Annotated in this window: 38 protein-coding genes; 32 read left to right on the top strand and 6 right to left on the bottom strand. The window is 38.7% G+C overall.

What is annotated here, in order from left to right; all coding sequences use genetic code 11:
• Window positions 1–49 precede the first annotated feature (49 nt).
• From J2S78_RS10420 to J2S78_RS10405, 4 genes are all read right to left on the bottom strand, one after another.
• Window positions 50–1,606 carry a recombinase family protein gene (locus J2S78_RS10420; RefSeq protein WP_306898398.1) on the bottom strand — a complete coding sequence of 519 codons (1,557 nt, stop codon included), beginning with the start codon at window positions 1,604–1,606 and terminating at the stop codon, window positions 50–52.
• A 111-nt stretch (window positions 1,607–1,717) separates the two neighbouring features.
• Window positions 1,718–2,071, bottom strand: a complete 354-nt coding sequence (locus J2S78_RS10415) for a hypothetical protein (protein ID WP_306898396.1) — start codon at window positions 2,069–2,071, stop codon at window positions 1,718–1,720.
• Window positions 2,046–2,663: an ImmA/IrrE family metallo-endopeptidase gene (locus tag J2S78_RS10410; protein ID WP_306898394.1), complete on the bottom strand. Its 618-nt coding sequence runs from the start codon at window positions 2,661–2,663 to the stop codon at window positions 2,046–2,048. The genes J2S78_RS10415 and J2S78_RS10410 overlap by 26 nt, the downstream gene beginning before the upstream one ends.
• Window positions 2,664–2,857: 194 nt before the next feature.
• On the bottom strand, window positions 2,858–3,274 hold the full coding sequence (locus J2S78_RS10405; protein ID WP_306898392.1) for a helix-turn-helix domain-containing protein: 417 nt from the start codon (window positions 3,272–3,274) through the stop codon (window positions 2,858–2,860).
• A 163-nt stretch (window positions 3,275–3,437) separates the two neighbouring features.
• On the opposite strand from J2S78_RS10405, the gene J2S78_RS10400 reads away from it, so the two are divergent.
• The 28 genes from J2S78_RS10400 (at window position 3,438) to J2S78_RS10265 (ending at window position 19,806) form a co-directional block, all read left to right on the top strand.
• Window positions 3,438–3,653: a helix-turn-helix transcriptional regulator gene (locus tag J2S78_RS10400; protein ID WP_306898390.1), complete on the top strand. Its 216-nt coding sequence runs from the start codon at window positions 3,438–3,440 to the stop codon at window positions 3,651–3,653.
• A gap of 27 nt (window positions 3,654–3,680) precedes the next feature.
• On the top strand, window positions 3,681–4,463 hold the full coding sequence (locus J2S78_RS10395) for a phage antirepressor KilAC domain-containing protein (RefSeq protein WP_306898387.1): 783 nt from the start codon (window positions 3,681–3,683) through the stop codon (window positions 4,461–4,463).
• Window positions 4,464–4,655 (top strand): hypothetical protein, encoded by a 192-nt coding sequence (locus tag J2S78_RS10390; protein ID WP_306898385.1) that lies wholly within the window; start codon window positions 4,464–4,466, stop codon window positions 4,653–4,655.
• 48 nt (window positions 4,656–4,703) lie between these two features.
• Window positions 4,704–5,351 (top strand): hypothetical protein, encoded by a 648-nt coding sequence (locus J2S78_RS10385; protein ID WP_306898383.1) that lies wholly within the window; start codon window positions 4,704–4,706, stop codon window positions 5,349–5,351.
• Window positions 5,348–5,512 (top strand): hypothetical protein, encoded by a 165-nt coding sequence (locus J2S78_RS10380; RefSeq protein ID WP_306898382.1) that lies wholly within the window; start codon window positions 5,348–5,350, stop codon window positions 5,510–5,512. The genes J2S78_RS10385 and J2S78_RS10380 overlap by 4 nt, the downstream gene beginning before the upstream one ends.
• A 261-nt stretch (window positions 5,513–5,773) precedes the next feature.
• Window positions 5,774–5,923 (top strand): hypothetical protein, encoded by a 150-nt coding sequence (locus tag J2S78_RS10375; protein WP_306898381.1) that lies wholly within the window; start codon window positions 5,774–5,776, stop codon window positions 5,921–5,923.
• A gap of 88 nt (window positions 5,924–6,011) precedes the next feature.
• Window positions 6,012–8,024: a hypothetical protein gene (locus J2S78_RS10370; RefSeq protein WP_306898770.1), complete on the top strand. Its 2,013-nt coding sequence runs from the start codon at window positions 6,012–6,014 to the stop codon at window positions 8,022–8,024.
• Entirely contained in the window at window positions 8,025–8,990 is a 966-nt protein-coding gene (locus J2S78_RS10365) for a recombinase RecT (protein WP_306898379.1), read from the top strand.
• Entirely contained in the window at window positions 8,990–9,691 is a 702-nt protein-coding gene (locus J2S78_RS10360; protein ID WP_306898378.1) for an MBL fold metallo-hydrolase, read from the top strand. The genes J2S78_RS10365 and J2S78_RS10360 overlap by 1 nt, the downstream gene beginning before the upstream one ends.
• A 168-nt stretch (window positions 9,692–9,859) precedes the next feature.
• Window positions 9,860–10,012 (top strand): DUF6906 family protein, encoded by a 153-nt coding sequence (locus J2S78_RS10355; RefSeq protein ID WP_306898377.1) that lies wholly within the window; start codon window positions 9,860–9,862, stop codon window positions 10,010–10,012.
• Window positions 10,013–10,030: 18 nt separating this feature from the next.
• On the top strand, window positions 10,031–11,008 hold the full coding sequence (locus tag J2S78_RS10350) for a hypothetical protein (RefSeq protein WP_306898375.1): 978 nt from the start codon (window positions 10,031–10,033) through the stop codon (window positions 11,006–11,008).
• Window positions 10,917–11,714, top strand: a complete 798-nt coding sequence (locus tag J2S78_RS10345; protein WP_306898769.1) for an ATP-binding protein — start codon at window positions 10,917–10,919, stop codon at window positions 11,712–11,714. The genes J2S78_RS10350 and J2S78_RS10345 overlap by 92 nt, the downstream gene beginning before the upstream one ends.
• Complete coding sequence (locus tag J2S78_RS10340) at window positions 11,711–11,881, top strand: hypothetical protein (protein WP_306898373.1); 171 nt, start codon at window positions 11,711–11,713, stop codon at window positions 11,879–11,881. The genes J2S78_RS10345 and J2S78_RS10340 overlap by 4 nt, the downstream gene beginning before the upstream one ends.
• On the top strand, window positions 11,844–11,987 hold the full coding sequence (locus J2S78_RS10335; RefSeq protein ID WP_306898371.1) for a Fur-regulated basic protein FbpA: 144 nt from the start codon (window positions 11,844–11,846) through the stop codon (window positions 11,985–11,987). The genes J2S78_RS10340 and J2S78_RS10335 overlap by 38 nt, the downstream gene beginning before the upstream one ends.
• Before the next feature lie 450 nt (window positions 11,988–12,437).
• Window positions 12,438–13,205 carry a DNA-methyltransferase gene (locus J2S78_RS10330; RefSeq protein ID WP_306898369.1) on the top strand — a complete coding sequence of 256 codons (768 nt, stop codon included), beginning with the start codon at window positions 12,438–12,440 and terminating at the stop codon, window positions 13,203–13,205.
• A 116-nt stretch (window positions 13,206–13,321) separates the two neighbouring features.
• On the top strand, window positions 13,322–13,735 hold the full coding sequence (locus tag J2S78_RS10325; RefSeq protein WP_306898367.1) for a hypothetical protein: 414 nt from the start codon (window positions 13,322–13,324) through the stop codon (window positions 13,733–13,735).
• A gap of 41 nt (window positions 13,736–13,776) precedes the next feature.
• Entirely contained in the window at window positions 13,777–13,932 is a 156-nt protein-coding gene (locus J2S78_RS10320; RefSeq protein WP_306898365.1) for a hypothetical protein, read from the top strand.
• Entirely contained in the window at window positions 13,925–14,194 is a 270-nt protein-coding gene (locus J2S78_RS10315) for a hypothetical protein (RefSeq protein WP_306898364.1), read from the top strand. Before J2S78_RS10320 ends, J2S78_RS10315 begins: the two co-directional genes overlap by 8 nt.
• On the top strand, window positions 14,178–14,339 hold the full coding sequence (locus J2S78_RS10310; protein WP_306898363.1) for a hypothetical protein: 162 nt from the start codon (window positions 14,178–14,180) through the stop codon (window positions 14,337–14,339). The genes J2S78_RS10315 and J2S78_RS10310 overlap by 17 nt, the downstream gene beginning before the upstream one ends.
• Window positions 14,339–14,488, top strand: coding sequence for a DUF6011 domain-containing protein (locus J2S78_RS10305; protein WP_306898361.1), 150 nt, complete (start codon window positions 14,339–14,341; stop codon window positions 14,486–14,488). The genes J2S78_RS10310 and J2S78_RS10305 overlap by 1 nt, the downstream gene beginning before the upstream one ends.
• A complete protein-coding gene (locus J2S78_RS10300; protein ID WP_306898356.1) occupies window positions 14,469–15,002 on the top strand; it encodes a Holliday junction resolvase RecU in 534 nt (177 codons plus the stop codon). The genes J2S78_RS10305 and J2S78_RS10300 overlap by 20 nt, the downstream gene beginning before the upstream one ends.
• A 60-nt stretch (window positions 15,003–15,062) precedes the next feature.
• Window positions 15,063–15,266: an XtrA/YqaO family protein gene (locus J2S78_RS10295; protein WP_306898354.1), complete on the top strand. Its 204-nt coding sequence runs from the start codon at window positions 15,063–15,065 to the stop codon at window positions 15,264–15,266.
• A complete protein-coding gene (locus J2S78_RS10290) occupies window positions 15,263–16,843 on the top strand; it encodes an SIR2 family protein (RefSeq protein WP_306898351.1) in 1,581 nt (526 codons plus the stop codon). Before J2S78_RS10295 ends, J2S78_RS10290 begins: the two co-directional genes overlap by 4 nt.
• 184 nt (window positions 16,844–17,027) lie before the next feature.
• Window positions 17,028–17,498 carry a hypothetical protein gene (locus tag J2S78_RS10285; protein WP_306898349.1) on the top strand — a complete coding sequence of 157 codons (471 nt, stop codon included), beginning with the start codon at window positions 17,028–17,030 and terminating at the stop codon, window positions 17,496–17,498.
• Between the two features lie 120 nt (window positions 17,499–17,618).
• On the top strand, window positions 17,619–18,170 hold the full coding sequence (locus J2S78_RS10280; RefSeq protein WP_306898348.1) for a hypothetical protein: 552 nt from the start codon (window positions 17,619–17,621) through the stop codon (window positions 18,168–18,170).
• Between the two features lie 2 nt (window positions 18,171–18,172).
• Window positions 18,173–18,508, top strand: a complete 336-nt coding sequence (locus J2S78_RS10275) for a hypothetical protein (RefSeq protein ID WP_306898346.1) — start codon at window positions 18,173–18,175, stop codon at window positions 18,506–18,508.
• A 239-nt stretch (window positions 18,509–18,747) separates the two neighbouring features.
• The gene (locus J2S78_RS10270; RefSeq protein ID WP_306898345.1) at window positions 18,748–19,191 is read left to right on the top strand and encodes a hypothetical protein; all 444 of its coding nucleotides are present in this window, start codon (window positions 18,748–18,750) and stop codon (window positions 19,189–19,191) included.
• A gap of 153 nt (window positions 19,192–19,344) precedes the next feature.
• The gene (locus tag J2S78_RS10265) at window positions 19,345–19,806 is read left to right on the top strand and encodes a hypothetical protein (protein WP_306898343.1); all 462 of its coding nucleotides are present in this window, start codon (window positions 19,345–19,347) and stop codon (window positions 19,804–19,806) included.
• Here J2S78_RS10265 and J2S78_RS10260 read toward each other — a convergent pair.
• On the bottom strand, window positions 19,791–19,988 hold the full coding sequence (locus J2S78_RS10260; RefSeq protein ID WP_306898342.1) for a hypothetical protein: 198 nt from the start codon (window positions 19,986–19,988) through the stop codon (window positions 19,791–19,793). The two genes, J2S78_RS10265 and J2S78_RS10260, sit on opposite strands and share 16 nt — an antisense overlap.
• Before the next feature lie 126 nt (window positions 19,989–20,114).
• On the opposite strand from J2S78_RS10260, the gene J2S78_RS10255 reads away from it, so the two are divergent.
• The gene (locus J2S78_RS10255; RefSeq protein ID WP_306898340.1) at window positions 20,115–20,318 is read left to right on the top strand and encodes a hypothetical protein; all 204 of its coding nucleotides are present in this window, start codon (window positions 20,115–20,117) and stop codon (window positions 20,316–20,318) included.
• 74 nt (window positions 20,319–20,392) lie between these two features.
• Window positions 20,393–20,800, top strand: a complete 408-nt coding sequence (locus tag J2S78_RS10250) for a hypothetical protein (RefSeq protein ID WP_306898339.1) — start codon at window positions 20,393–20,395, stop codon at window positions 20,798–20,800.
• A gap of 72 nt (window positions 20,801–20,872) precedes the next feature.
• Here J2S78_RS10250 and J2S78_RS10245 read toward each other — a convergent pair whose 3' ends face one another.
• Entirely contained in the window at window positions 20,873–21,094 is a 222-nt protein-coding gene (locus J2S78_RS10245) for a hypothetical protein (protein WP_306898338.1), read from the bottom strand.
• 134 nt (window positions 21,095–21,228) lie between these two features.
• Between J2S78_RS10245 and J2S78_RS10240 the strand changes: the two genes are divergently transcribed.
• Window positions 21,229–21,915 (top strand): terminase gpP N-terminus-related DNA-binding protein, encoded by a 687-nt coding sequence (locus tag J2S78_RS10240; RefSeq protein WP_306898337.1) that lies wholly within the window; start codon window positions 21,229–21,231, stop codon window positions 21,913–21,915.
• Window positions 21,896–23,194, top strand: coding sequence for a PBSX family phage terminase large subunit (locus tag J2S78_RS10235; protein ID WP_306898336.1), 1,299 nt, complete (start codon window positions 21,896–21,898; stop codon window positions 23,192–23,194). The genes J2S78_RS10240 and J2S78_RS10235 overlap by 20 nt, the downstream gene beginning before the upstream one ends.
• Window positions 23,195–23,196: the final 2 nt, after the last annotated feature.

Here is a 23,196-nt window from a genome sequence, read left to right as displayed (position 1 = left end):
CAATCTGGATTTACAATGATTGAGATAAAAGGGGGCGATAACATATAAATCACCTTATTCGCCCTTCGTATCTTTGTTTATATTCTGCTGTTTTACTGTGGTGCCATTTGTATGGATCAGAATCTATAGGTATTTCCAGTTGTAGAGGGGCACCACCTTCTAATTCTCCGAGTAAAAGTAGTTTATCCTCGAATACTTTGACGTGAGGGAATAGGTTACCAACCATTCTTGCCTGTTCTGCCGGTGATAGCTCTTTGTCAAAGCCCTCTGCTATTTCCATGTACTCATAAAGCGTATCATAGTTCCATTCTTGTTTTTTGAACATATCGACTTTACGCTCTAATCCATCCTTTAGCGATTGTAAATGTTGCACTTCTTGTTGCAATGCTGTTTGTCTTTTAGACAACTGATCTTTAGAAAAAGAACCATCTAAATATAAATCCAAAAGCTTATCTAGTTTTTCTTGATTGCTGTTCAAAGACGATGTCACAGAGTTTAAAGATGATTGTAACTCACGGAACTCTTCATTATCCACTTGTAAATCAACATATTTTTTCGCAAACTCTTCGCTAGTTAAAATATCTTTGACAGCGTTAACTATATTTTGATCTACACGTTTGGTATTAATGGATATATCACAAACAGTCTCGTCATTTAATTTCATGGTACGTCCGTGTTTGAGATAATAACGAGGCTTTTTAGAATTGCCATTTTGATGTAGATTTAATTTTCTTTCACATAAACCGCAAGTAATTAAAGTACGTCGTAACATATGCAAATCTTCGCGTTGTCGGCTAGTTACTTTAAATCTTTTACCGCGCTTCATTCTCTCGTCTTGAATACGGTCATAAGTTACCTTAGAACGGAGAGGGGGATAAATATCTTCAATCGTAATAACTTCACCATTAGAAAAAGTTTTTTCCATAATGCCATGAAAAGCTTTTGATATTAGTCTTCGATGTACAAGGGTTTCATTCCATAATCCCCCTTTAGGTGTTCGAGATATTTCGTTTAGTCTATTGGCAATTGCTTGCATACCTAACTCTTTTTCGAGGTATAGCTTGTCTATCGTTGGTATCACCCATGCCCAGTTATCATCTATGACAAAACGTTCATTGGTTTTATCGTATATATAACCAATCGGAGCCTTGCCCCAAGGTTTCCCTTCACGCATACGCTGACGCTTGCCGCGCATCATACGCTTTACAATGGATTTTTTTTCGCGACGGGCAATGAGATTTTTTATGTCACTAATAAACTCTTGGTCTTCATCTTTTAAATCTGTGACGTTCCCAGGTTCAGCTATTTTAACATTGTTATCTCGTAGTGTAGACTTTAAGTACTCCCAGGCAACAGTATCGAGCCGAGAAAGTCTATCCTGGTCGATACATAGTACCACATCAATATAACCTTCTTCCACTAAATCAAGCATGCTGTTTAAGCCTTTTTTGTTAAGCTTTCCGCCGGATTCCACGTCTTTAAATTCACCAATAATTTGCCACTGTTGTTGTTCGGCATATCGATTTAATTCACCAGTTTGGGCGGCGAGAGAATAGTTAGATTCCTGCATGTCTGACGATACACGAATATATATAGCACACTTCATGTCTATCACTAACTCCTTTAATAATTCAACACTCCATTTTTGCATTGTAGTATTATCATAATGTAGTCGAACACAATAACGAACGTATTGTCACGAAAGTATGGTTCGCTATTATCTGAAAAACGTTAAATCTAGCGACATGACCTCTTCCAGATCGTCACACAACATAATAAAATATTCCACATCATAATAAATATTCTCTGCAGAGAGTCCCTCGCTTTGTAATCGATTCTTGATTAAATCACAGTCAATCCCAACGCTGTAATCTTGGAACGGATCTCTTACTAACTCGCTCATATCGATAGAAAGCGCTTGGAAGTCATCATGAAAATCTTCCTCATGAAAACGACCAAATGGTTGACTGATAGAATAATAGGTGGTGGAACTTTCCTCTGGTAATTCAGCCTTTACGATTACCCATTTTGGATTGAGTTCCCCGTCAATCTCTTCGTAGTAAACCCACATGATTTATTACCTCCTTGCCGATTTGTTCTTGAAGCTGACCCATGACTCGCTTTGTCTCCTTTGACCATTTACTAGGTTCATAGCTTGCGGAATAGGTTGGCAATTGATTAGTAATTTTGTTTATTGTTACTGGTTCTATTACCGTTTGTTTATAAAGCTGTCTTAACCGGCGTTCTACAAAGTCTTCAGGGACAACGAAGTCTTCAGAAAGCTGTTCGATAATGTCTAAGGCATCCCAGTCATAATTTTTCAGCATGTGATAGGGGAGGGAAGCATACAATTCAAAAAGCTTGGAATCCCATTCTAAAAAATCAGCAAATCCTTCTGGTAAAAACAAGCGGTTTCCGTGGTGCCGCAAAACGTGCCCTAATTCATGAAAAAACTGAATGCGGTGTTCCTCTGGAGATAGTCCACGTTGTAATATAATGGCTCGGAATTTTCCAGTCTCTTTATAAGTAGACCCATCATCGTGATACTTTAAAAAGATGTGAAGGCGTCGAGCAATGTTTTTCTCGATGATTTGTTTGGGATGGTAAATATCTAATCTGTCATAAAGTCGTAAAACATAATCTTCTCTGTGTGTGTGAAGCATAGTATCACTCCTTAAGGGAATGTATGTTCGATAAAAGATTAAAAAGAAAAGCCTGAAAAGGCTCTTAGATTATAATAAAGAAAGTAGTTCAAAACCTCTAAACAAAGTCAAGGAACCTCAGGATTTAGAGTCGATAACGTTCAATTGCTACAATGTTAAGTAGATATATTGTAGCAAGTATCACCGACTATCTTTTATTCCTCATCCTCTTCTTCCATTCTCCGGGCTTTCTCCTTCACCCACAACCAATGATTCTTCACTTCTTGGATCTGCTCTCGACTCATCTTTTTCCACTCATTAATGTCGTAGAAATTAAAGCCTGCGTCCTGAAGGTCGTTGTCGATGAAGAACTGTTTGAGGTCTTCCATGGGATCGTAGTCTTCATCGGGTGGGGTAGGGTTATTTGATCTCCCCAAGATATAGTCAGTTGTTGTATCGTATATGTCTGCAAGTTTTAAGATGGAATCATGATCGGGACTTCTTGTACCATATTCCCAATTAGCATAGGTTGATACACCCTTAAAACCTAACTTATCCTTTGCAACATAAGATTTTGTCCAACCGCGGTTTTCTCTTAGTTGTTCTAATCTTTTTGCGGTCGTATTTTCCATTATACTCACCTTCTCATTTGCACTCTGTGTGTAAATTATATCACTCCTTACACAGTTTAAATAAAAAGTTACACAAAAAGAATAAAAATATATTGACTTACACGTTTTGAAAAAGTATTATGTACTTAAGAGTTACACATAAAGTGAAAGTCGAGGTGAAAAAATGCGACATCGTTTAAGAGATCGAAGGATTGAGAAAGGAGTTACACAAACCTTTATTTCATCCAGACTTGGTTATAAAAGCCCTAGTGGCTATGCAAATATTGAAATGGGTAGAAATGAACCAAGTTTAGAAAATGCGCTTATAATAGCAAACATTTTAGACTCTGACGTTAAAGAACTTTTTTTTGATGAAAAGTTACACAATACGAGTAACTAAACCACATCAGCATAGGAGGAGAAACAAGTGACCGATATTAAAATCTTTAACCACAATCTATTTGGAGAACTTAGAGTTACTTCTATTGATGAAAAAGAACATTTTAATTTAATGAATGTAGCATGGTCACTCGGTTATACAAGAGAGTCAAAAGGAACTCATTATCTGAGATACGACAGAATCAATAATGTAATTAAAAAACTTGATATAACAACGGTTGACCACGACGGACAACTTTTTATCGATGAATCAGGACTCTACGATTTCATTTTCGAAGCCGGCACAGAAAAAGCAAGGGATTTTCGAAAATGGGTAACAGCAGAAGTTTTGCCATCTATTAGAAAACACGGAGCTTATATGACGCCGGAAAAGATCGAAGAAACGTTGATGAATCCAGACACAATCATCAAGCTGGCAACCAATTTAAAAGAAGAACAGGAAAAACGACAGGCTGTCGAGCACCAACTTCGACTGGACAAGCCTTACTCTACTTTTGGCAAAGCGATATCCAAGTCGAACGCATCAATCAACGTGGGAGCATTCGCCAAAATGATGTATGACGATCATGGTATCAAGCTTGGTCGCAATAAAATGTTTGCATGGCTTCGTGATAATGGTTACCTGATAAAAAATGGTAGAGAACGTAATAATCCGAAACAAAAATATATTGAGCAAGGTCTATTTGACACAAGCGTTACTTTGGTTAGTCGAACTGAAGGTGATGTAGAAAACGTTACGACGTTAATCACTGGAAAAGGGCAGGTTAAATTTGCAGACATACTGATAAATGAATTTTTGGAGGTGATTTAGATGCCAGATTTACCAATAGATAAAACACTTGTTCAAAAACGTGCCCAAATTCGTAAGATGCTTGTTCAAATTTCTTATAAAGACGAAAAACTTGCTATTAAACTATTAAGACGCTGGGTTGAAGATGAAGTTACTATCAGCGACATGTATGCCGAAGTAGAACAACATTTAAAAGACAAACAAGCTGTTTAACTATTACTATCTTACCTTTAACAAAACAATATATAGGAGGCGAACACAATGAAGAACAAAACGGCAAAAGCAAAACTATATAATCCCTCAGCGATACCAACCATTTTAAAAACGGCGAGAGAAAGAGCGTTGAAACCCGAACGCCGAACCAAACGGTGGCTTGCTGATCAATTAGGGATAACGGAAAGGCGCTTGACTGGAATAGAAGATCGTACTTCTCAAATCCATTTGGAAGAATGTATTGAATGGTGCGAGGCAGTAGAAGATTCGGAAGCGTTGGAGCAAATCATGCACATCTATGGGATCGGCTTACCGCCTACGGATCCTAGATTACTAGAAAGTGTTTCAGATCAGTTAGATAATTTGAAACCGGAGATTGAAGAAGCCTTTCAAGCAGCCAAACAAATTGAAAAATTATCTCAGCGTTGTAGGCCATGGAAAGGATTTAATGAACACGATCAACGTCTCGCGGAGACCACTGCTAAACAGATTTTTGATATTAAGCATGCTGCAGAATGCTTGCTAACAGCAATGGAAAACCAATGGGGGCTTAATAAGGAATATGTAGAAGCCACATGGATTAATGGTGCCATCTCAAACGATGTGGTCATGCGATCAGTCAGCGATTTCGAAAAACTACGAAGAGCGCGAACAGATCAAGAGAGAATGGCTCAGTTAGGAGTAATCAAAGGATGAGAATAAGTCATGAATTGCTAAATTACGTGGCAGATGCAGACGAACATACTAGGTTGCAAAACGTTCCATATTCAACGGATTTGAGGTCAGTAGTAACGGTTGATTACATGGTGAAGCACTACAAAGAAAAAGCACCAGCTGCGGACACAGCTAGCACTTAAGTGAGTTCTTATTAGTTGATTCAAGTGTAACAAAGGTTGATAAGCAAGGCAAGCCGGTTTTTGCGGGCCGGTCTTGCCGTTGAGCTCACAAACTTATTCCCTTCATCCCCCCTTTTAGCTTGTGGGTTCAACGGTGCGACTGCGCCAGATAGGGGTGATATCAATGCCTCCAAATTAAGACATGAAATTATGGACACACACATTTAAAGGGGTCGCTTTTTAGAGCCTGTCGACCCCGACTTTTTAAAAGGAGGATAGATGATGGATACCGATCAAATTCAAAATCAGCTATCTGAGATGAAGCGAGAGCTTATAAAAATGAATAACCGAGTTATGGATTTTATCGAGGAAATTGAGAAAACAGAGCGTTTGATGGAGGAAGAAGAAAAAGACGACCAGCTGGCGGGCTGATCGTCGGTGAATCGCTAGATTAACTATTACCACCATTATATGCGATTTACCCAAAAATAACAATACGGGAGGAATCAACGTGAAACAGATGACGATTCAACGCTTGTCATTACGCAATTTTAAAGGTATTAAAGAATTTACTCTGGAGCCAAAGGGAGAGCACATACAGGTGTTCGGCGACAATGCAACGGGCAAGACTACATTATTCGATGCTTTTATATGGCTCCTGTTCGATAAGGACTCCAATAACAAAAAGGATTTTTCCATCAAGACTGTCAATAAAGATGGAGAAGATATTCACGGGTTGGATCATGAGGTAGAAGCTACTTTTAAAGTAGATGGACAGAAAAAAACGTTGCGTAAGGTTTTCAAAGAAAAGTGGACCAAAAAACGCGGCGATATTAACAAGCAGCTAACTGGAAATACAACGGATTATTATATCGACGGGGTTCCGTCAAAGAGAAAAGAGTTTACAGATTTTGTAGAGTCCATTATCGATGAAGAAATTTTTAAATGGGTTACATCGCCATCTTATTTCAATGAAATTCTTCACTGGCAGAAGCGCCGTGACATCCTCTTAGAAATAGCAGGTGATGTCTCAGATGAGGAAGTCATGCAGAGCAAGATAGGATTAGACAAGCTTGCTGATGCGCTCAACGGAAGAAGCATTGAAGACCACAAGAAAGTGATTGCTGCTAAACGAAAAGAGATTAATAAACAAATCGATGAAATACCATTACGAATCGATGAAGTGCATCGAGCTCTACCGGATACATCCCAACTGGATGAAGAAGAGATTAATAATGAACTGCAGCATCTAAGCTCACAACTGGATGACAAACAGAACGAATTAAACAGGATCCAGTCTGGAGGCGAAGTCACCGAAAAGCAGAAGCAGCTTGCTGAGGTTCAAGGTGAGATGCAGGAAATCAAAAACAATCATCAGTCCGGGCAGTACGAGAAGATTAATGAAAAGCGCTATACATTGAATGAACTGGAACGAGAAAAGAACAGAATCAGGCAATCTATTAATCAATTAAACAATCGTATCACTGCAAACTGCGAGCAAACAGAGCATTTAACCAAAGAAGCAGATGACCTTAGAAAACAGTGGCATGATTTAAATGGCAAAGAATTTGATGGCATTAAGCCTACCAAAGATGAACAACAATGTGCTTGCTCTGCTTGCGGACAAGACTTGCCACCTGATCAGGTAGAAGCTGCCCATGAGAAAGCCATGAAGTCTTATGAAGCCAATCTTGGAGAATTCAATCGACAGAAAGCTCAGCAGTTGGAAGATATTAAGGCATCCGGCACCCAGAAAACTAGCAAAGCCAAAGAACTGGAGAAGGACACAGAAGTTGCACAGCAAGAATTGGAGCAAGCGAAGCAACAACTTGAAGCCAAACAATCCGAAATTGGTGATCTGAATACTGAAATAGAAAGTCTGCAGGCCAATGTCAGCGATATTTCAGAAAATGCTCAGTATCAGACGAAGCAAGAAGAAGCAAAGCAGATCGAGCATGATATCCAGCAACTTAAGGATTCTGTGCAGGAATCTACGCAGAAAGTACGTGCTGAAATGGATGAAATCAAGAGCAAAAAAGCCAGCTTTGAACAAGACCAAGCGAAGTTTGAACAAATCCGGAAAGCTGACCAGCGTATTAAAGAGCTGGAGGATGAACAAAAACAGCTATCTGCCGATTACGAAAAACTTGAACACGAACTGTATCTAACAGAAGAATTTATCCGTGCGAAGGTGGATCTCCTGGAAGATAAAATCAATAGCAAATTCAAACATGCTCATTTTAAATTATTCGACACACAGATAAATGAAGGATTGAAAGAGACTTGTGAGACGTTGTATGAAGGTGTGCCTTACTCAGGAGGATTGAACAACGCGGCAAGGATTAATGTAGGACTCGATATTATAAACACTCTCAGCGAACATTATGGCTTCTCAGCACCAATCTTTGTAGACAATAGTGAGGCTGTTACTAGATTAATAGATACGGAAGCGCAGGTTATCAGCTTGGTTGTTAGCGAGCAGGACAAGCAACTACGGGTAGAAGAAACGGAACGAACAAAGGAGGCGGTTTAATTGGCAGAACAGAAAAATGATATTGCACTAATTAAGAAGGATACAGTCGACGTGGTGGCAGACAAGGTGAAGACCTTTCAGGAGAAAGGAGAGCTGCATTTTCCGGTGAATTATTCCCCGGAGAACGCGATGAAAAGCGCATGGCTCACCCTGCAAAACACGCAGGATCGTAACTACAAGCCAGCCCTAGAAGTTTGTACGCGAGACAGTGTAGCAAACGCTCTTCTCGATATGGTGGTTCAAGGTCTTAACCCTAGCAAAAAACAAGGATACTTCATTGTTTACGGTAATCAACTCACCTTTCAACGCTCGTATTTTGGCACAATGGCAGTCACTCAAAGAGTTACCGGAGCAAAATCCATTGACGCAGCTGTCATTTACGAGGGGGACGAGGTCAATTACGAGATAAAAAATGGCCAGATTAAAAACCTCACTCATAAACAGCAATTTAACAATATCGACAAGGAGAAGGTATCCGGCGCATACTGCACCATTGAAATGGGCGACGGGAGTATATATACCGAATTGATGACGATAGATGAAATTCGCCAATCCTGGAGTCAGTCGAAGATGTGGGGAAAAGATCAGAAGAAAGAAAAGGCCGGATCCACACACGATAACTTCAAGCAGGAAATGGCGAAGAAGACAGTCATCAATCGCACCTGCAAAAAATTTATGAATTCAAGCGATGACGGTAGCCTTGTTATGAATCATTTCCATCATACCGATGACGCCGCGGAAGAAGCGCGGATGCGCGAGGAAGTTAATCAGAATGCTAATCAAGAGATTATTGATATAGAACCAGGACCAGCAACTCCAGAGAAAGAACCGATTCCTGAAGCACAAAAGGAAGAGCAGCCTGAACAGCCACAGTCTAATAATCAGGAAGAACAACTGGACCTGACAGCGTCTTTTGAACAAGCTAACGAAGCGGTAGCAGCAGGAACAGACGAGGATCCATTCTAATGATTGAAATTACAGCTCTTGCCTCATCCAGTAAAGGGAACTGCTATCACGTTACAGATGGGAAGACTTCCCTTCTCCTGGAATGCGGTATCAACTTTAAAGAGATTCAGAAAAAGTTAGACTTCCAAACATCAAGTATTGCTGGTTGCTTAGTTACACACGAACATGCCGATCATTGTAAATCTATTAAAGACGTAGCAAGAGCCGGTATTAATTGCTATATGAGTTCAGGAACAGCAGACGCTATTGCAAATAAGCACCACCGAATTAAAACAGTTGAGGCAAAGAAACAATTTACGGTCGGAACATGGACCATACTGCCCTTTGACGTACAACATGATGTATCAGAACCGTATGGGTTTCTGTTAGCAAATGAAGCAGGAGAGAAGCTGTTATTTGCCACAGACACTTTCTATATTAAATACCGGTTCAATGGTGTTACGCATTTACTTCTGGAATGTAACTACAGCCTAGACATACTGGATGAAAATATTCTGAATGGTAGTGTTCCTCAAGTCATGAGAAAACGACTCATGAGGTCACACATGAGCTTGGAGAACTTCAAAGAATTTATACGAGCTAACGATTTATCGAAGCTTGAAGAGATCTGGATGCTGCATTTATCAGATAGCAACTCAGATGAGGCTAGATTTAAGCGAGAAATACAGGAGCAAACCGGTGTTCCGGTGTATGTACCATGAAATATTACGTGCCAATCCCCGGCTTCTATGTTGGTTTAACAGAAGGATGTGAAGACCGGGGACGGCTCTTTAAACAGTATGTCCAAGGTTATATAAAAAGAACCTATCCCGAAATGAATTTAATAAAAATTGAAGGCATGACAGCGATTTGCGAAAGGAGATAATCCCATGCAACAAGGTAAGAAACCGACACGAGCTCAAAAAGAAAGAATAGCGTACTTTAATCTTAATCCAGACAACTGGCTTGTTACAAAGAACAATGACGGTATGTTGCTACTGAAGCACAGATACACAGAACAGACTCGAGAGATACCGAGTTAGCTAGGGAGGGGGTGGCCATTGCAAGGGTACATCAAGGATTATCGAAAGGAACTGGACAGTGATATTTGGATGATGCCGCCCCTTTACCATCGGGTTTGGCAGTATCTCAAATATAAAGTGAACCACAAAATAGAACGGATACCGATGAAAGACGGCAGCTTTTTAACAGTAAAACCAGGGCAGCATTTAACATCCAAAAGAAAGCTCGCTCAATCGGTTGGTTGGTATGAACGAATGGTTTGGAAAGAACCAAATCCAAAAACCATTAGCGATATTCTGAAGTGGTTAGAGAAACAAAAAATGATCGAACAAGACCTTGGAGCAGGTAACAGGCAATACACACTTATAAGCCTGCTAAATTGGGAGGTTTACCAATCGAAAGAAGATGAAAGTAACACCACTGATTTACACCAAAACCCTGAAAATGGTGTTAATGGTAACACCTTAAACACAGAAAAAAGCCCGTCAAATCAAGATAAATCAGATGGGAAAGGTGTTACAAGTAACAGTCACTACACACCCGATAAACAGTCACTGGAGACAAACAAGAATGAAAAGAATGAGGAAGAAGACGTTGTTGTTGATAGTGCGCAAGCGCGCACGCAAGAACAGCAATTCGAAAAACAACTAGATCAAATAACAGATGCATTCATGGCATATCGCGGGAAGCCGGGCATGCCTCCCAGGGCCTCCGATTATGACCATGCAAGAGCGATTTTAGAAGCTGGGGTTTCTGCCACTGAAGCCATAGCTGGTATTAAACAATCGTTCGACATCTTTAAACCTAAGTACGACGGCGATGAAATCACTTCTTTGGGGTATTGCAAAAAAATTATATTGGCTAATCATTATGCGGATAAACAGCGAAAGGAGGCTACTGAACGTGGACAAACTGCAAGAAGTTATGGAGAACCTGCGAATCAAGGCGGAGGAAGCCAAAAACGGTCAATTACAGGCGGTCAACTCGGATGGATCAGGCCAGGAAAGCAAGCCTGATTACGATTGTCCTAAATGCCAGGACCAAACAGGCTACCTAAAAATACAAGACGGCTTTGAAGTCTGGGTACGCTGTAGTTGTGTTGAATGGCGTAGAGTACAAAAGCTGATGCGTTCCAGCGAGATTACGGACGAGTTTAAAAAGCTGGGCTTCAAAAACTTTCGCATTGAGGGTAAACCTGAGCTGATTCAAGGGGCTTATGAGTGTGCTTATAACTATTTTCAAAGTTTCAGAGATATTCGAGAGCAGCGGCAGAACAGCATAGCTCTCCTTGGCCAGCCAGGTACAGGGAAAACACATTTACTAACGGCTATAGCCAACAATCTCATGCATAAAAAGCATGTTGGCGTACAGTATTTCCCCTACGTTGAGGGCTTTAACGACTTGAAAGATGATTTTGACAAGCTAGAAGAGAAAATGGGCCGGATGAAAGAGGCGGATGTGCTGTTTATCGACGACTTGTTTAAACCGGCAAGAGGTAAGGCGAGGGCTACGGATTGGCAGGTAGAGCAGGCATACGCTGTTATCAATCACCGTTACTTGAATCATAAGCCAATCATGATCTCGTCAGAGCTGCAGATTGATCAGATGGTTGAAATAGACGAGGCGCTTGCTACTCGCATATACGAAATGTGCAAGGATTACTTGGTTTTGATACAGGGGGATAAATTTCAACTTAATCATCGACTGGAGGGCATGACATGACAGTGGAATCAGCAATTCATTTCCGCGGTCAAAAGGTCCCGTGGGAATTGTGGGAGCAACGTAAGGCGCAGCTGATGCAGCTTTATGAGCAGAACAAACAAAAGTTAAAAGAAATGGAGGTAGAAAGCTATGGAACTGAGACGACAGATGCTCATAAAGGAGCTTGAGCAGAAAGGTTTTTTCTTGGCTATGGACGGTCGAACGTTACAAGAATTGACAGTATCCGAACTGGAACGAGAGAAGATCAGGCTTCCGGAAGTTATGCGGCTGTAGTGAGTATGACGGATAATGCGTACCAGGAGGGCACATTACATGCCCCAGCCCTTAAAATATTCAAAGAATCCCATGCCCATTGGGAAGGCCCATATATAAGCGCCTAAAAGTGTAACTCCGGATAGTAGGAAGTTATCAATTGGTCTTGGGATCCTATTAAACAGAACCTTGTAAATTAAACAAAGACCACTAGTTGTGACAATTAAAACCACCAGAGGCCCAATAAACATCATGGTATTGAAATCTACACCTTCAGTGATATCATTATGTACTCCTTTCAATAGGTCGGTGGTTAAATTTTACTATATAAAATTGTTTTTTTCATTCTTTTTCAAATCGCATTACGACAGCTATCAACTAAAAGAGACCCTTACAAAAGGGTCTCAACACAAATAAGGAACAAGCGTTCCCTTCTAAATTTAATTCTATCATGCGGAAGGGAGAAAAGGAATGACTATACAACCAAATACTATTTATAACATGGAATGCATTGAAGGGATGCGGCAAATACCGGATGACTCCATAGACATGATTTTATGCGATCTTCCTTATGGCACAACTCACTGTAAGTGGGATGAAATCATCTCTTTTGATCAATTATGGGAGCAATACAAGAGAATTATCAAAGATCATGGAGCGATAGTATTAACGGCGAGCCAACCATTCACTTCTAAATTAATCACAAGTAATATGAGCTGGTTTAGGTATGAGTGGATATGGAAGAAAGGAAAACACACCACAGGTTTCCAAAATGCAAAGCGAATGCCATTGAAAAATCATGAGAATATCTGTGTTTTCTATAAAAAGTTACCGACTTATCATCCTCAGGGATTGCTACCGTTAGTGAAGGTTAAAAGAAAGAAGAGGAAAAGTACAGGTGGGATTTTTAAAGAAGGAGATAAAAGTCTAATGAAAGAGCACACCACCACTCATACAAACTATCCGAAATCAATCGTGGATTTTCCGCGTGACAAAAACACATTTCATCCTACTCAGAAGCCTTTGATGCTCTTTGAGTATCTAATTAAAACCTATACAAATAGAGGCGACACAGTATTGGATAACTGCATGGGAGCATTTACAACAGCGGTCGCAGCTGATAATACAAGACGTAATTGGATTGGTTTTGAACTTGACGAAGAATTTTGTAAGGAAGGTCTGACGCGTATAAATGGCAACAGGCAGCAATTAGGCATGAAAGATGTCAGCATAAGGTAATAAAAAGAATCGAAAACAAACCTTGAATAGCGCATATATGACGGAAAGTGTGTAAGTAAGAAAGGAGAATAAAATGAAAACTGAAATCATTCAAAAGCAACGAACCGTAGGTGGCTATGAATACCACACCTGTGAAAATTGCTCTCACGAAAACAAAACAGGAACGGTTGCACGAATACCGATGCCATATTGCGGAAGTTGCAACAAAATTGTGCTTGATGCAGACCAGAAATTTTGTTGCTGGTGTGGAACCGAATTTGATTAATTCTCATACCGGCCATCATGAACATCTGACGGATTATGCGAAAGGAGTGAGACTAATGTCTGCACGTTTGGAGCAAATAAAGAAAAGAGACAGAATAATTTTCGAAGGAACAAGATGGAAAGATGATATAGAGTGGCTCATAAAACAGGCTGAAATCCAACAAGAAACAGAATTAACATTCTCTCATTTTGAAGAACTTGAGATAAATCCTGATGAGTTTTACGGAGTGTATCAAGATATTGCTTCAAAACATTATGAAGATTAGTACGCATACCGACCATTATGACCCTTAAAGGAGGCAGTTCATTGGAATATAAAGTTTTATACGAAGTGCCGCCGATGCGTGGTATTTTCGAAACTATTATAAACGCTGACAAGATAGAGGATGCAGAGAGAAAAATTCGAGAGAATCCAGACACTTCGAATTATCGAATAAAGCGATTGGAGGCAAAACATGAGTGAACTTGAGGAACTCCAGGAACGAGTTATTATAGATGAGCAGCATGGAGATGTAACGCTCTCGAATCAAGATTTTTGGATACTGTACGGCAAAGCAGAAGACGCTGAGAAGGACGGCCAGGAGATAGAAAGACTGGAGAACGAGCTGGCTTACGAGTTTAACAGATGGCTAAATGCTTGTGTAGCTGTTGTAGGCAAAGACGCTGCTTATGAGATTATTGCAAATCTATCAGAAGGAGCTGAAGAAGATGCGAGAACGGGTTAAAAATGAACATTATCGCCCTATTGTGACGGTAGATAAGGCAAAGAAAGGCGTTCCAACCGTTGTGGAGATAAGCGGGAAACGGTACACACTGTCGCACCCGGATCATAAACGAGGCAATCAGGAAATAAGGAGGCAGGCGGAGTAATGGAATGTGCAAAGTGCGGAAGGAAGCTGAAAGACCTCAAATCTATCGAACGTGGTTACGGTCCTAAGTGTTGGAAGAAATCAAAAGAGAATCCGGATCTTGTAGACATGCTTAGAGAAGGTGATACCGATGAAGCACGGACAGGGTAAACGTGGGATGGCTTTTGAGAATCTTGTCAATATGGCTAATACTCAGTATAAAAATAAAGGGCTGGCGCTGATTAGCAAGCGTCCTACCCCAGTAAAGGTACTCCAGTCGAAAGGCGTTCACATCTTAAAAGCGGTCTGGGGAACGAAAAGTTCGGTAGATTACTCAGGCGTCTACAATGGGCAAGCGATTGAGTTTGAAGCAAAAAGTGTCGCCGGGAAACGATTTGATTTAAAAAACATTCATGACCATCAAATCCAGTATCTTAAAAATGCAGAGCAACATGGAGCCGCCGCGTTTCTTCTTATTAAGTTTCGAGACACTCGGGAGGTATTCTTCACGCCACTATCTTTAATCACTCTGGCGGCTAAAAATGCGGATCAGGGAGGACGAAAATCTATCCCCATTGATGACTTTCAGATATACGCTGATCAAGTGGAAAGGGCAGAGGGATACCATTGGACTTTTTGGCCATCGTGGACAAACATACTGAGAAAGTTCCAGTTAATTAAATAAAAAAGCCGCCCCTCTCGAGACGACTTAACCCTACAGCAAGTATATCAGGGAGGGGCTACTATGAAAAGATTGCAGAATATTGACATTAACCCTAGTACTGGAGAACTAGATATTGATATAATGGAACAAAATTCCTCATTTGCTATCGTGGTGTGTAATGGACAAGCTCGTTTTACGGAGTTGCCTAATCATGGGGAGACAAAGATAGTCACGCACCAAGGCAAGGTTAAGAGGATTAAGTATGATGAGGGGGAAGAATTTTGAGCAAAGATCAAATTTCAGAAGTTTTTAATAATATTGTTAAATCTGAAAGACTCCCAATTATTTTCGCAGGTTCTGGACTATCTAAAAGGTATACTACTAACAGTTATGATTGGAAGGAATTGCTAATAAAGTGCATTAGCAATTATAGTGATGATCCTCTAAATAAATATAAGGAGTATAAAGAAGAAGTCGAACATGGAATGGAATATAAAAACGTAAACAAATTTTCAGTAAATGAAAGAATTGGATCTTTTGTTGAACGTGATTTTAATAAAGCATATTATCGGAAACAAATAACCGAATTAAGAGTTAAGGAAGAGGATTCACCTTTAAAGGTCTATGTATCGCAACTTCTTAATCAGTATGGACTAAAAGAAGAAATGGAGGATGAGATCAATCTATTTAAGAGTTTAAAAGAAAAAATGCTAACAGTTTTAACTACAAATTACGATACTTTTTTCGAAGATGTAGTGTTCACAAAACATGAAAAAATTGTCGGACAACAGATTTTTAAAAAGTCAGAAATGGGAACGATAATGAAAATCCATGGTTGTTCATCATTACCTAACTCTTTAGTTCTTACGAGTAAAGATTATGACAAATTTCAAAGAAAGAGAAGGATATTATCAGCTAAAATAATTAATTTATTTACTGAAAATCCTGTTATATTTATGGGATATTCTATTTCAGATGAAAATATTAAAGCTATATTATTAGACATCTTTCAATGTCTAGAAGATGATGAGGAATTTAAAAAATTTGAGGAAAGACTAGTTATTGTTATTTTTGATGAAACAGTTAAAAATCCCCTTGTTGGTACATACGGTATGAACATCGAGGGAGTTGAAATTTCAATGACGAAAATAACACTATCAGATTTTACTCCTCTGCTCAAAGAAATGAACAAATTAAAAAGAATCACCACACTTAAGGAAATTCAGCATATCAAAGATTTAGTATACGACATAGTTGAAGATAATGAAGGTGAAAAGAAGAAATTAGTAAATTTAGTAGAAGATGATGAATATGACGGCGATGAAATTGTAGTGGCTATTGGAAAAGAATCAGAAATGTTAGATTCAGTAGGAATAACTGGTATTCAAGCCAGCGATCTTTTTGATGATTTAATTAATGATAATTTAGAATCTACACTAAGGGGTAGATATAATTTGTTAGCCGAAAGACAACTCCCTAATTTGTTACGGGGAAATAATGTTTTACCGGTAAATAAGTACTTGAAAAACGTAGATAGGGATAATATTGTATTAGAGGAAAAAGTTATTAACATGGAAAGAATGATGCCTGAAGATTTTTTAACTAACAGCATTCGTAGAAGGGGCACAAATTATGCTAGATGTAATTATGAATCCTTGGAAGAAATCTTTAATGCAGAAATTCCATACAATAAGAAATTTTCATACTTGGTTTTAAGAACTGTATTTGACGCAAATGTTGAGGAAATACAAAAATTTCTACAAAATTATAACGAAGCTCTAAGACAAATTAATAATGGTAATACAATTTATAGAAAACTAGTTTGCATTTTAGATATAAAAAAACATAAAGAAAGCGCCTAATAGGGGTGGTGTTAGATTGACTAACACTCCATATTAAGCGCTTATGTATGATTATATCCTACAATTATTATTATAATTAGTCAATAGATTTATATTAAAGAAAAAAGTTGAGTTTGCTCAACAATTACCATAGTAATTATAAATAAATCTGCAGTTCATTTATACTGTTTTGGGGGGAAGATTATTGAACGATGTTACTATAGGGGTATTAACTGCTGCTATCACAATTTTTATAACCAATTTATTCAGTTATTGGTTTGCTATAAAAAAAGAAGAAAAGAAAACATCCATAGAATATAAAATAGATATAATAAAAAATGTATATGCACCTATAGCCAAGGTAATCGAAAAGAAGGTTGTTGCTACGGATGGGTATGAAGGTATAACATATGACCAGCTTTTAGAAATTGAAAAAATAATAGAAGAAAATCATGAATATGTTGATGCAGAGCTCTATTCGCTTTTATGGGGTTTGAAAGAAGATTTTATTATACATGAGCAGATAGATGACTATTTCGGAGATGAAGATAGGGAATTTTTAGAATTTGCAATGGGTAGATATAATGATTTAAGAGAAAATGTGGGTTTACCACCTATTTTGAAGAAACGACATCAACCACGATATAAAAAATTTCTTCCAAAAAAGAAAAAATAATTCCACCGGCCTACTGCAGAAGTTTTTATAGATATATCTGTGATGTTGTTGTAATGATTTGTGAAAAAATATTATACATTAGGACAATAAATCAGAGGAGTTTGATGAGGGGGAAAAGCTTTGATTTTTGGTATTAACTTAAGCTCTTTTACTACACCGATATTAACGAGTATTTTAACTACTTTATTTACAGCAACTGTGATTTTTTGGAAAGATAGAATTCAAAAAAATAGGGAGAAAAAAAGGGAGTTAATCGAAAATCGAATGGTGACTCTTTACAATAAATTGTACTTTATATATCTAAGTTATCAAGCAGCGTTTAAAGATTTCCGATTTGTAAATAAATCTGTACAAAAAACTGAAATATATAATAGTTATGCAAACTTTAAGGATTGTGCAAGTGAAGTGGAAAATTTACTTAAAGATAACATGCATCTTTTAACTAATTACGATCTAATAAACTTCAATAATTATATGGTTAATAAATTTAAGAATGGGGATGAAGATGAAAAGTATAGTTTTACAACTTTTATGGTGAAATCAATAGACACGTTTTTAAAACTTCATCGTGAATATAATTTACAAAAAAACCCTTCAAAAGTAAAACATTGGATAAGAAAATTATTTAAATTTATTAATATTCGATGTATTTTAACAAGAAAGGATTTTTGAATTTGGAATTATTAACGAATTATTTTGGTAGGTATAATGAATTAACCATTTTAGATTTTATTCTAATAGGCTTACTTAGTGGATTATTGATTAGCTTAGTTAAATGGATATTAAAAAAAGTCTGGAATTTAATTAGGGATAGGATATATGCTTTCACAAGTTATGTAAATGATGAATTAGAAAGAAGAAAAAGATATAAAAACGGAAATTTAACCGCCACCGACAGGTTAATTCTAGCAGCTAAGAGTAAAGAAAAATTATCCAAAAACGAAAAGCGAGCATTAGAGAATTTAGACTCCGAAAAAAACGATTATCATAATAAACAAACTAAATTTTAGTTATTGAAAAGAGATACATTTAGTTCTACCAGCCCACTGGAGGACGCTTTGATTTACGGTTACGACCGTGGATCTTGGCGTCCTCTTTTTTTATGAGATAGGAGGGTGCTGCATGACCAAGAAAAAGCCGAAAGAGAAGCTCACAGATAAAGATTTGAAGGAACTGATGGGCGTTAACCGTCCGACGTATGCCCGCGGCAATGGTGGAGCTATTAAGCAGAAATAAGGGGGAGTGGCGAATGCCAGCAACTATAAATGATGTGGAAACAACCATCGAAGCTATCCGTAAGGTTAATAAGGACATTAATAACTATTACTGGATGTCTCGTAAAGTTAGTCAAATGGAAGCCGAACAATTCGAGGCTGCTGCTCAGATTTCTCAATACGGCGATGATTCTACAATGCCAAAGCCTGATGAAATTAGCGATCCAACCTACGGAGAAGTTCAAAAGAAAATGCGTGTGGAAGAACGCAACCGGCGCTTCCTAGAGAAAATTAAGCGATTAGAGAATGCGGTATCCCAATTAGACGACGAACGAGAACGCTTGATTATAGAAGGGTGTATGGATAAAGTGACTCTTCGCGCAACCGGTCAAGTTCTCAGTATTAGTAGACAAGCTACGTTCGAAATTAAAGAGAGTGCTGTTCGTAAGTTAGCCGTCATCATGTATTTGAACGATTGACTTGATTGACACGCTTGACAGAGATTGACGGATTATGAAAATGAAAATCCTCTCGTGTAGAATAGGAGGCAGGAACGGAGCGGAAATTCATTACAGGTTTCGCTCATAATTTTCTGTTCTCCTCGGGCATATTAATGAATTGAGGTGATCAATATGTGTTTATATGGTGTATATAAAAAAGTGTATGTAATCAATCCTGATCAGAGCAATACAGAGGTATTTGTAGATGCTTGTATATCCGATGAAATTCAGCAACTAAATGATCAAGGCATTATTACGTTAGGGTGTTGCTGTAATCACGGTACGGCAGGGGAAAATGTGGAGTGGGAAAACGCCTTCGGCATTTGGAAAAGCCGTGCTGATCCGCCAGTTGCTTTGATTCAAAAAAAGAGTGTTCAATTAGCAAGACACTCAGGATACAACCCTTATCCATATTATTACGCAGATGGGATAAGCGGTGGTGTTTGGCAGATGCCTCTTAAAACAGGATGCATAACAAAGCAGGATTGCGAAGAATGGCATCGAATTAATCAACTGCCGCTAGAAAAAAATATAGGGGTTATAAAAAAAGAGAGCCTTGATGGCCCTCTTAAAAAAAATCAATCGGTATGCTGATTACGGTAACAATAGTAACAGCCGTTGTAAGAACCGCGAGGTTTAAGTAGACGATATACTTTATTATAATCGTCCGTTTCTTCTTTGTCTTTAATTTCTCGAATCTGACAATTATCTGTTAAATGATCTCTACGATGAATTTCTTTGCTTGCCGGGTTATGATTTATAACATATGCTTTCATTCTTTCACCTCCCTTCTTATAAGACACACTTCAACACAAAGGGAGGTTTTTCCTTTTCCTGAAACTAAAAAAGCAGGAAAATAGTACCTTTTGTCGAATTGTTATTGTAGAACAGGAGGTGCTATTATGTTAGATTTATCAGAATTTGATACATCAGTGATTGATAATCTTGCTCTTCAGTTCGGAGCATTAGCGTTTACTATGATAGCAGTGGGAATAATAATTGGTTATATTTTAAGAGTTTGCAAGGTCCCCTCTCGAATTTCAGGTAGCTTGAGCTCAGTAGCTGCACTAGTTGCGGGCTTTTACTGGTTCCAAGTATTTATGTAATTGTCGATAATTGACGAAAGAATGATGAAGGAATCATGCCTTTCTCCTTAGAAATTATCAAGAGGAGGGATGATATGACTATTAGTAAAAATGAATATATTAAAAAAATACGGTTATATGCTGATCAAATTATTGAAGCTGCTGATAGGTATGGTGAGTATGGGGAATCGCCCAATTTCAAAACAGAAGAGGATCTACAAGAGTTTAAAAAAGGGTGGTTATTAATAGTTGATGATTTCAGGGTAATTCAAAGTCGTATTAACGATTTGGAGATACCAGAGGGAGCTGAAGAAAAAGGACAAGAACTCCGCGAAGCTTATCAAAAGTATGTCGATTACATAGAGGAGAAGACCATGAAGTTTGGTGTGGATACTATGAAAAGCGGAGAAATCAATTTAATACAACAACTAGAAATACAACAATCTCAAAAAATAAAAGATATAACTAAAGAGTTGGCAAAAAATTTATATCAAGGTAATTAGAGCTACTTAATCTGATTGAAGCATCCTACGGGGTGCTTTTTTATAAAAAAAAGAGCCGCGAAATGCGGCGCTTTATTCAATCGAAGATATAAATAATAGTTCGTTTCGATTTTTCGGTAGGTCGTATTCCTTCAATTTAACAAGGTCTCCATTGAACCATTCGATGAGACCAGAGGCCATTATATCGTCTGGGAAATCTGGATTTGCAACAGCAATAGGAATTTCCAAAGCCCAATGGCGTTCAAATTCCTCATTGGTGTGAATGGAATTACCATGAGGTGTTAATGGATCCATGTTCCTCCTCCTTTATATATGAGTTTCATTAACAGTAGCACATTTTTAATAGAAGCTACAAACGATGCTGATAGGCTTCCGAAGTATGTTTTCCGAAACAAACACAAATAAGTGGAGGTGGCAGGTGATGTGAGGTGCCAGAAAAACATGTCCAAGCAGAGAAGGATTACGTAAAAGGCCTGAAATATAAAGAGATCGCTAAAAAATATGACGTCACGATTAATACCGTGAAGTCATGGAAAAGGCGATATGGGTGGACCAGAGAAAAGGGTGCACCCAAAGAAAAAAGTGTGCACACAAAAAAAGGGGCGCCACCTGGCAATAAAAACGCTGCAGGTAACAGTGGCGGTTCTGCTCCCGAATCAAACAAAAACGCAGTTACGCACGGGCTATATGAAACCATAGTTGTTGATAATCTTTCTGAAGAGGATCAACAGCTTTTTTTATTGTCTGGAGAGATCCAGGGTATAGAACAGGAATTACAACTTGCCCGATATAAAGTGGCTCGATTGGTAAGGGAGCAAGAGAATAAGAGAATGATAGGAATTTCGTCAACTAAGGATGGCGTGGATCATTACCGTCTCCAGGATGATTTTTACGAAGAATCTATTCAAAAAGGTATAGAGTTGGTTTCCAGGCTAGAAGGGCAGGTCAACAAGCTATATATCGAAAAAGAAAAGCTAGACTTATCTAAAGAAAAAATGGAACTTGATAAAGCAAAAGCCAATGTGGATGAAGGGGAGTACGAAGATGATGGATTCATCGATGCCCTAGGAGATACGGTTGAAGAGGTGTGGGACGATGACGACAACGGAGACTAAAAAAAAGCCCGCATTATTCAAATTTGAGCCGTTTTCGAAGAAACAAAAGAAGGTCCTGACGTGGTGGCACTATAAGTCGCCAGTGAAGGATAAAGATGGCATTATCTGCGATGGTTCAGTGCGTGCCGGCAAAACGGTTGTGATGTCACTCTCTTATGTTATGTGGGGGATGGAAAGCTTTAATGACCAGAACTTAGGCATGGCCGGTAAAACAATTGGTTCATTCCGCCGTAACGTTATCCGACCTTTAAAACGAATGCTCAAGTCCAGAGGATATCGTGTCAAAGATCATCGTGCCGACAACTTCATGACCATCAGCTACAAAGGCAAAACCAATTACTTTTACATTTTTGGCGGTAAGGACGAAGGCAGCCAGGACTTGATTCAAGGTATCACACTGGCAGGGATGTTTTTCGATGAAGTAGCACTCATGCCAGATTCTTTTGTTAATCAAGCTGAAGCACGGTGTTCTGTTGGTGGCTCTAAGTTCTGGTACAACTGTAACCCTGAATCGCCTTATCACTGGTTCAAAGAAAATTACTTGGATAATTTAGAAGAAAAACGACTCGTCCACCTTCATTTTCGGATGGAGGATAACCCGTCTTTGGATAAAGGAACCATAGCCAGATATAAACGCATGTTCAGCGGCGTCTTTTATGAACGCTTTATTCTTGGCCTGTGGGTGCTTGCTGAAGGCGTTATTTTCGACATGTTTGATAAGAAGCAACATGCTATGAAAGTGAACTTTAAACGTTTTGATAAATATTATGTATCTGCCGACTACGGCACGCAGAACCCCACAGCTTTTGGCTTGTGGGGTTTACGTTTGGGTGTTTGGTATAAGCTGCGGGAGTATCACTACGATGGTCGTAAAGAAAACAAACAGAAAACGCCACAGGATTATCTGGATGACTTGCTGACTTTCACGTCCGATATTCGAGTAACAGGAGTTGTGGTGGACCCAAGCGCTACACCGTTTATCGCGTTATTAAAGAACAATCGCTTTCGTGTCATTGAAGCTAAGAACGAGGTGCTGGAAGGTATTCAAAACATGGCCAACGCATTAAGAGAAGGCGAAATTTATTATGATGAGTCTTGTAAAGAAACATTTCGTGAGTTCTCCTCCTATATTTGGGATGAAAAAGCAGGCAACCGTGGCGAAGATAAGCCCATCAAAGCCAATGACCATCATATGGACGCTGATAGATACTTTGTAAACACAATAATTTACGGACGCGGTAAAAAATCTCTAAAAGAACGGTACAAAAACTTAGCTTAAGG

The sequence above is a fragment of the Salibacterium salarium genome (genome assembly GCF_030813635.1).
Lineage (GTDB): Bacteria > Bacillota > Bacilli > Bacillales > Marinococcaceae > Salibacterium > Salibacterium salarium.
This window is presented reverse-complemented; position numbering and strand designations above follow the sequence as displayed.

Coding starts and splice junctions, on each gene's coding strand:
- J2S78_RS10380 (WP_306898382.1), top strand. CDS start 5,348: ATGAGAATAAGTCATGAATTGCTAAATTACGTGGCAGATGCAGACGAA.
- J2S78_RS10335 (WP_306898371.1), top strand. CDS start 11,844: ATGGAACTGAGACGACAGATGCTCATAAAGGAGCTTGAGCAGAAAGGT.
- J2S78_RS10375 (WP_306898381.1), top strand. CDS start 5,774: ATGGATACCGATCAAATTCAAAATCAGCTATCTGAGATGAAGCGAGAG.
- J2S78_RS10260 (WP_306898342.1), bottom strand. CDS start 19,988: ATGAAAGCATATGTTATAAATCATAACCCGGCAAGCAAAGAAATTCAT.
- J2S78_RS10410 (WP_306898394.1), bottom strand. CDS start 2,663: ATGCTTCACACACACAGAGAAGATTATGTTTTACGACTTTATGACAGA.
- J2S78_RS10330 (WP_306898369.1), top strand. CDS start 12,438: ATGACTATACAACCAAATACTATTTATAACATGGAATGCATTGAAGGG.
- J2S78_RS10300 (WP_306898356.1), top strand. CDS start 14,469: ATGAAGCACGGACAGGGTAAACGTGGGATGGCTTTTGAGAATCTTGTC.
- J2S78_RS10405 (WP_306898392.1), bottom strand. CDS start 3,274: ATGGAAAATACGACCGCAAAAAGATTAGAACAACTAAGAGAAAACCGC.
- J2S78_RS10235 (WP_306898336.1), top strand. CDS start 21,896: ATGACGACAACGGAGACTAAAAAAAAGCCCGCATTATTCAAATTTGAG.
- J2S78_RS10400 (WP_306898390.1), top strand. CDS start 3,438: ATGCGACATCGTTTAAGAGATCGAAGGATTGAGAAAGGAGTTACACAA.
- J2S78_RS10355 (WP_306898377.1), top strand. CDS start 9,860: ATGCAACAAGGTAAGAAACCGACACGAGCTCAAAAAGAAAGAATAGCG.
- J2S78_RS10295 (WP_306898354.1), top strand. CDS start 15,063: ATGAAAAGATTGCAGAATATTGACATTAACCCTAGTACTGGAGAACTA.
- J2S78_RS10325 (WP_306898367.1), top strand. CDS start 13,322: ATGAATACCACACCTGTGAAAATTGCTCTCACGAAAACAAAACAGGAA.
- J2S78_RS10390 (WP_306898385.1), top strand. CDS start 4,464: ATGCCAGATTTACCAATAGATAAAACACTTGTTCAAAAACGTGCCCAA.
- J2S78_RS10340 (WP_306898373.1), top strand. CDS start 11,711: ATGACAGTGGAATCAGCAATTCATTTCCGCGGTCAAAAGGTCCCGTGG.
- J2S78_RS10370 (WP_306898770.1), top strand. CDS start 6,012: ATGACGATTCAACGCTTGTCATTACGCAATTTTAAAGGTATTAAAGAA.
- J2S78_RS10245 (WP_306898338.1), bottom strand. CDS start 21,094: ATGGATCCATTAACACCTCATGGTAATTCCATTCACACCAATGAGGAA.
- J2S78_RS10315 (WP_306898364.1), top strand. CDS start 13,925: ATGAGTGAACTTGAGGAACTCCAGGAACGAGTTATTATAGATGAGCAG.
- J2S78_RS10385 (WP_306898383.1), top strand. CDS start 4,704: ATGAAGAACAAAACGGCAAAAGCAAAACTATATAATCCCTCAGCGATA.
- J2S78_RS10305 (WP_306898361.1), top strand. CDS start 14,339: ATGGAATGTGCAAAGTGCGGAAGGAAGCTGAAAGACCTCAAATCTATC.
- J2S78_RS10265 (WP_306898343.1), top strand. CDS start 19,345: ATGTGTTTATATGGTGTATATAAAAAAGTGTATGTAATCAATCCTGAT.
- J2S78_RS10310 (WP_306898363.1), top strand. CDS start 14,178: ATGCGAGAACGGGTTAAAAATGAACATTATCGCCCTATTGTGACGGTA.
- J2S78_RS10345 (WP_306898769.1), top strand. CDS start 10,917: ATGGAGAACCTGCGAATCAAGGCGGAGGAAGCCAAAAACGGTCAATTA.
- J2S78_RS10250 (WP_306898339.1), top strand. CDS start 20,393: ATGACTATTAGTAAAAATGAATATATTAAAAAAATACGGTTATATGCT.
- J2S78_RS10270 (WP_306898345.1), top strand. CDS start 18,748: ATGCCAGCAACTATAAATGATGTGGAAACAACCATCGAAGCTATCCGT.
- J2S78_RS10255 (WP_306898340.1), top strand. CDS start 20,115: ATGTTAGATTTATCAGAATTTGATACATCAGTGATTGATAATCTTGCT.
- J2S78_RS10415 (WP_306898396.1), bottom strand. CDS start 2,071: ATGTGGGTTTACTACGAAGAGATTGACGGGGAACTCAATCCAAAATGG.
- J2S78_RS10360 (WP_306898378.1), top strand. CDS start 8,990: ATGATTGAAATTACAGCTCTTGCCTCATCCAGTAAAGGGAACTGCTAT.
- J2S78_RS10420 (WP_306898398.1), bottom strand. CDS start 1,606: ATGAAGTGTGCTATATATATTCGTGTATCGTCAGACATGCAGGAATCT.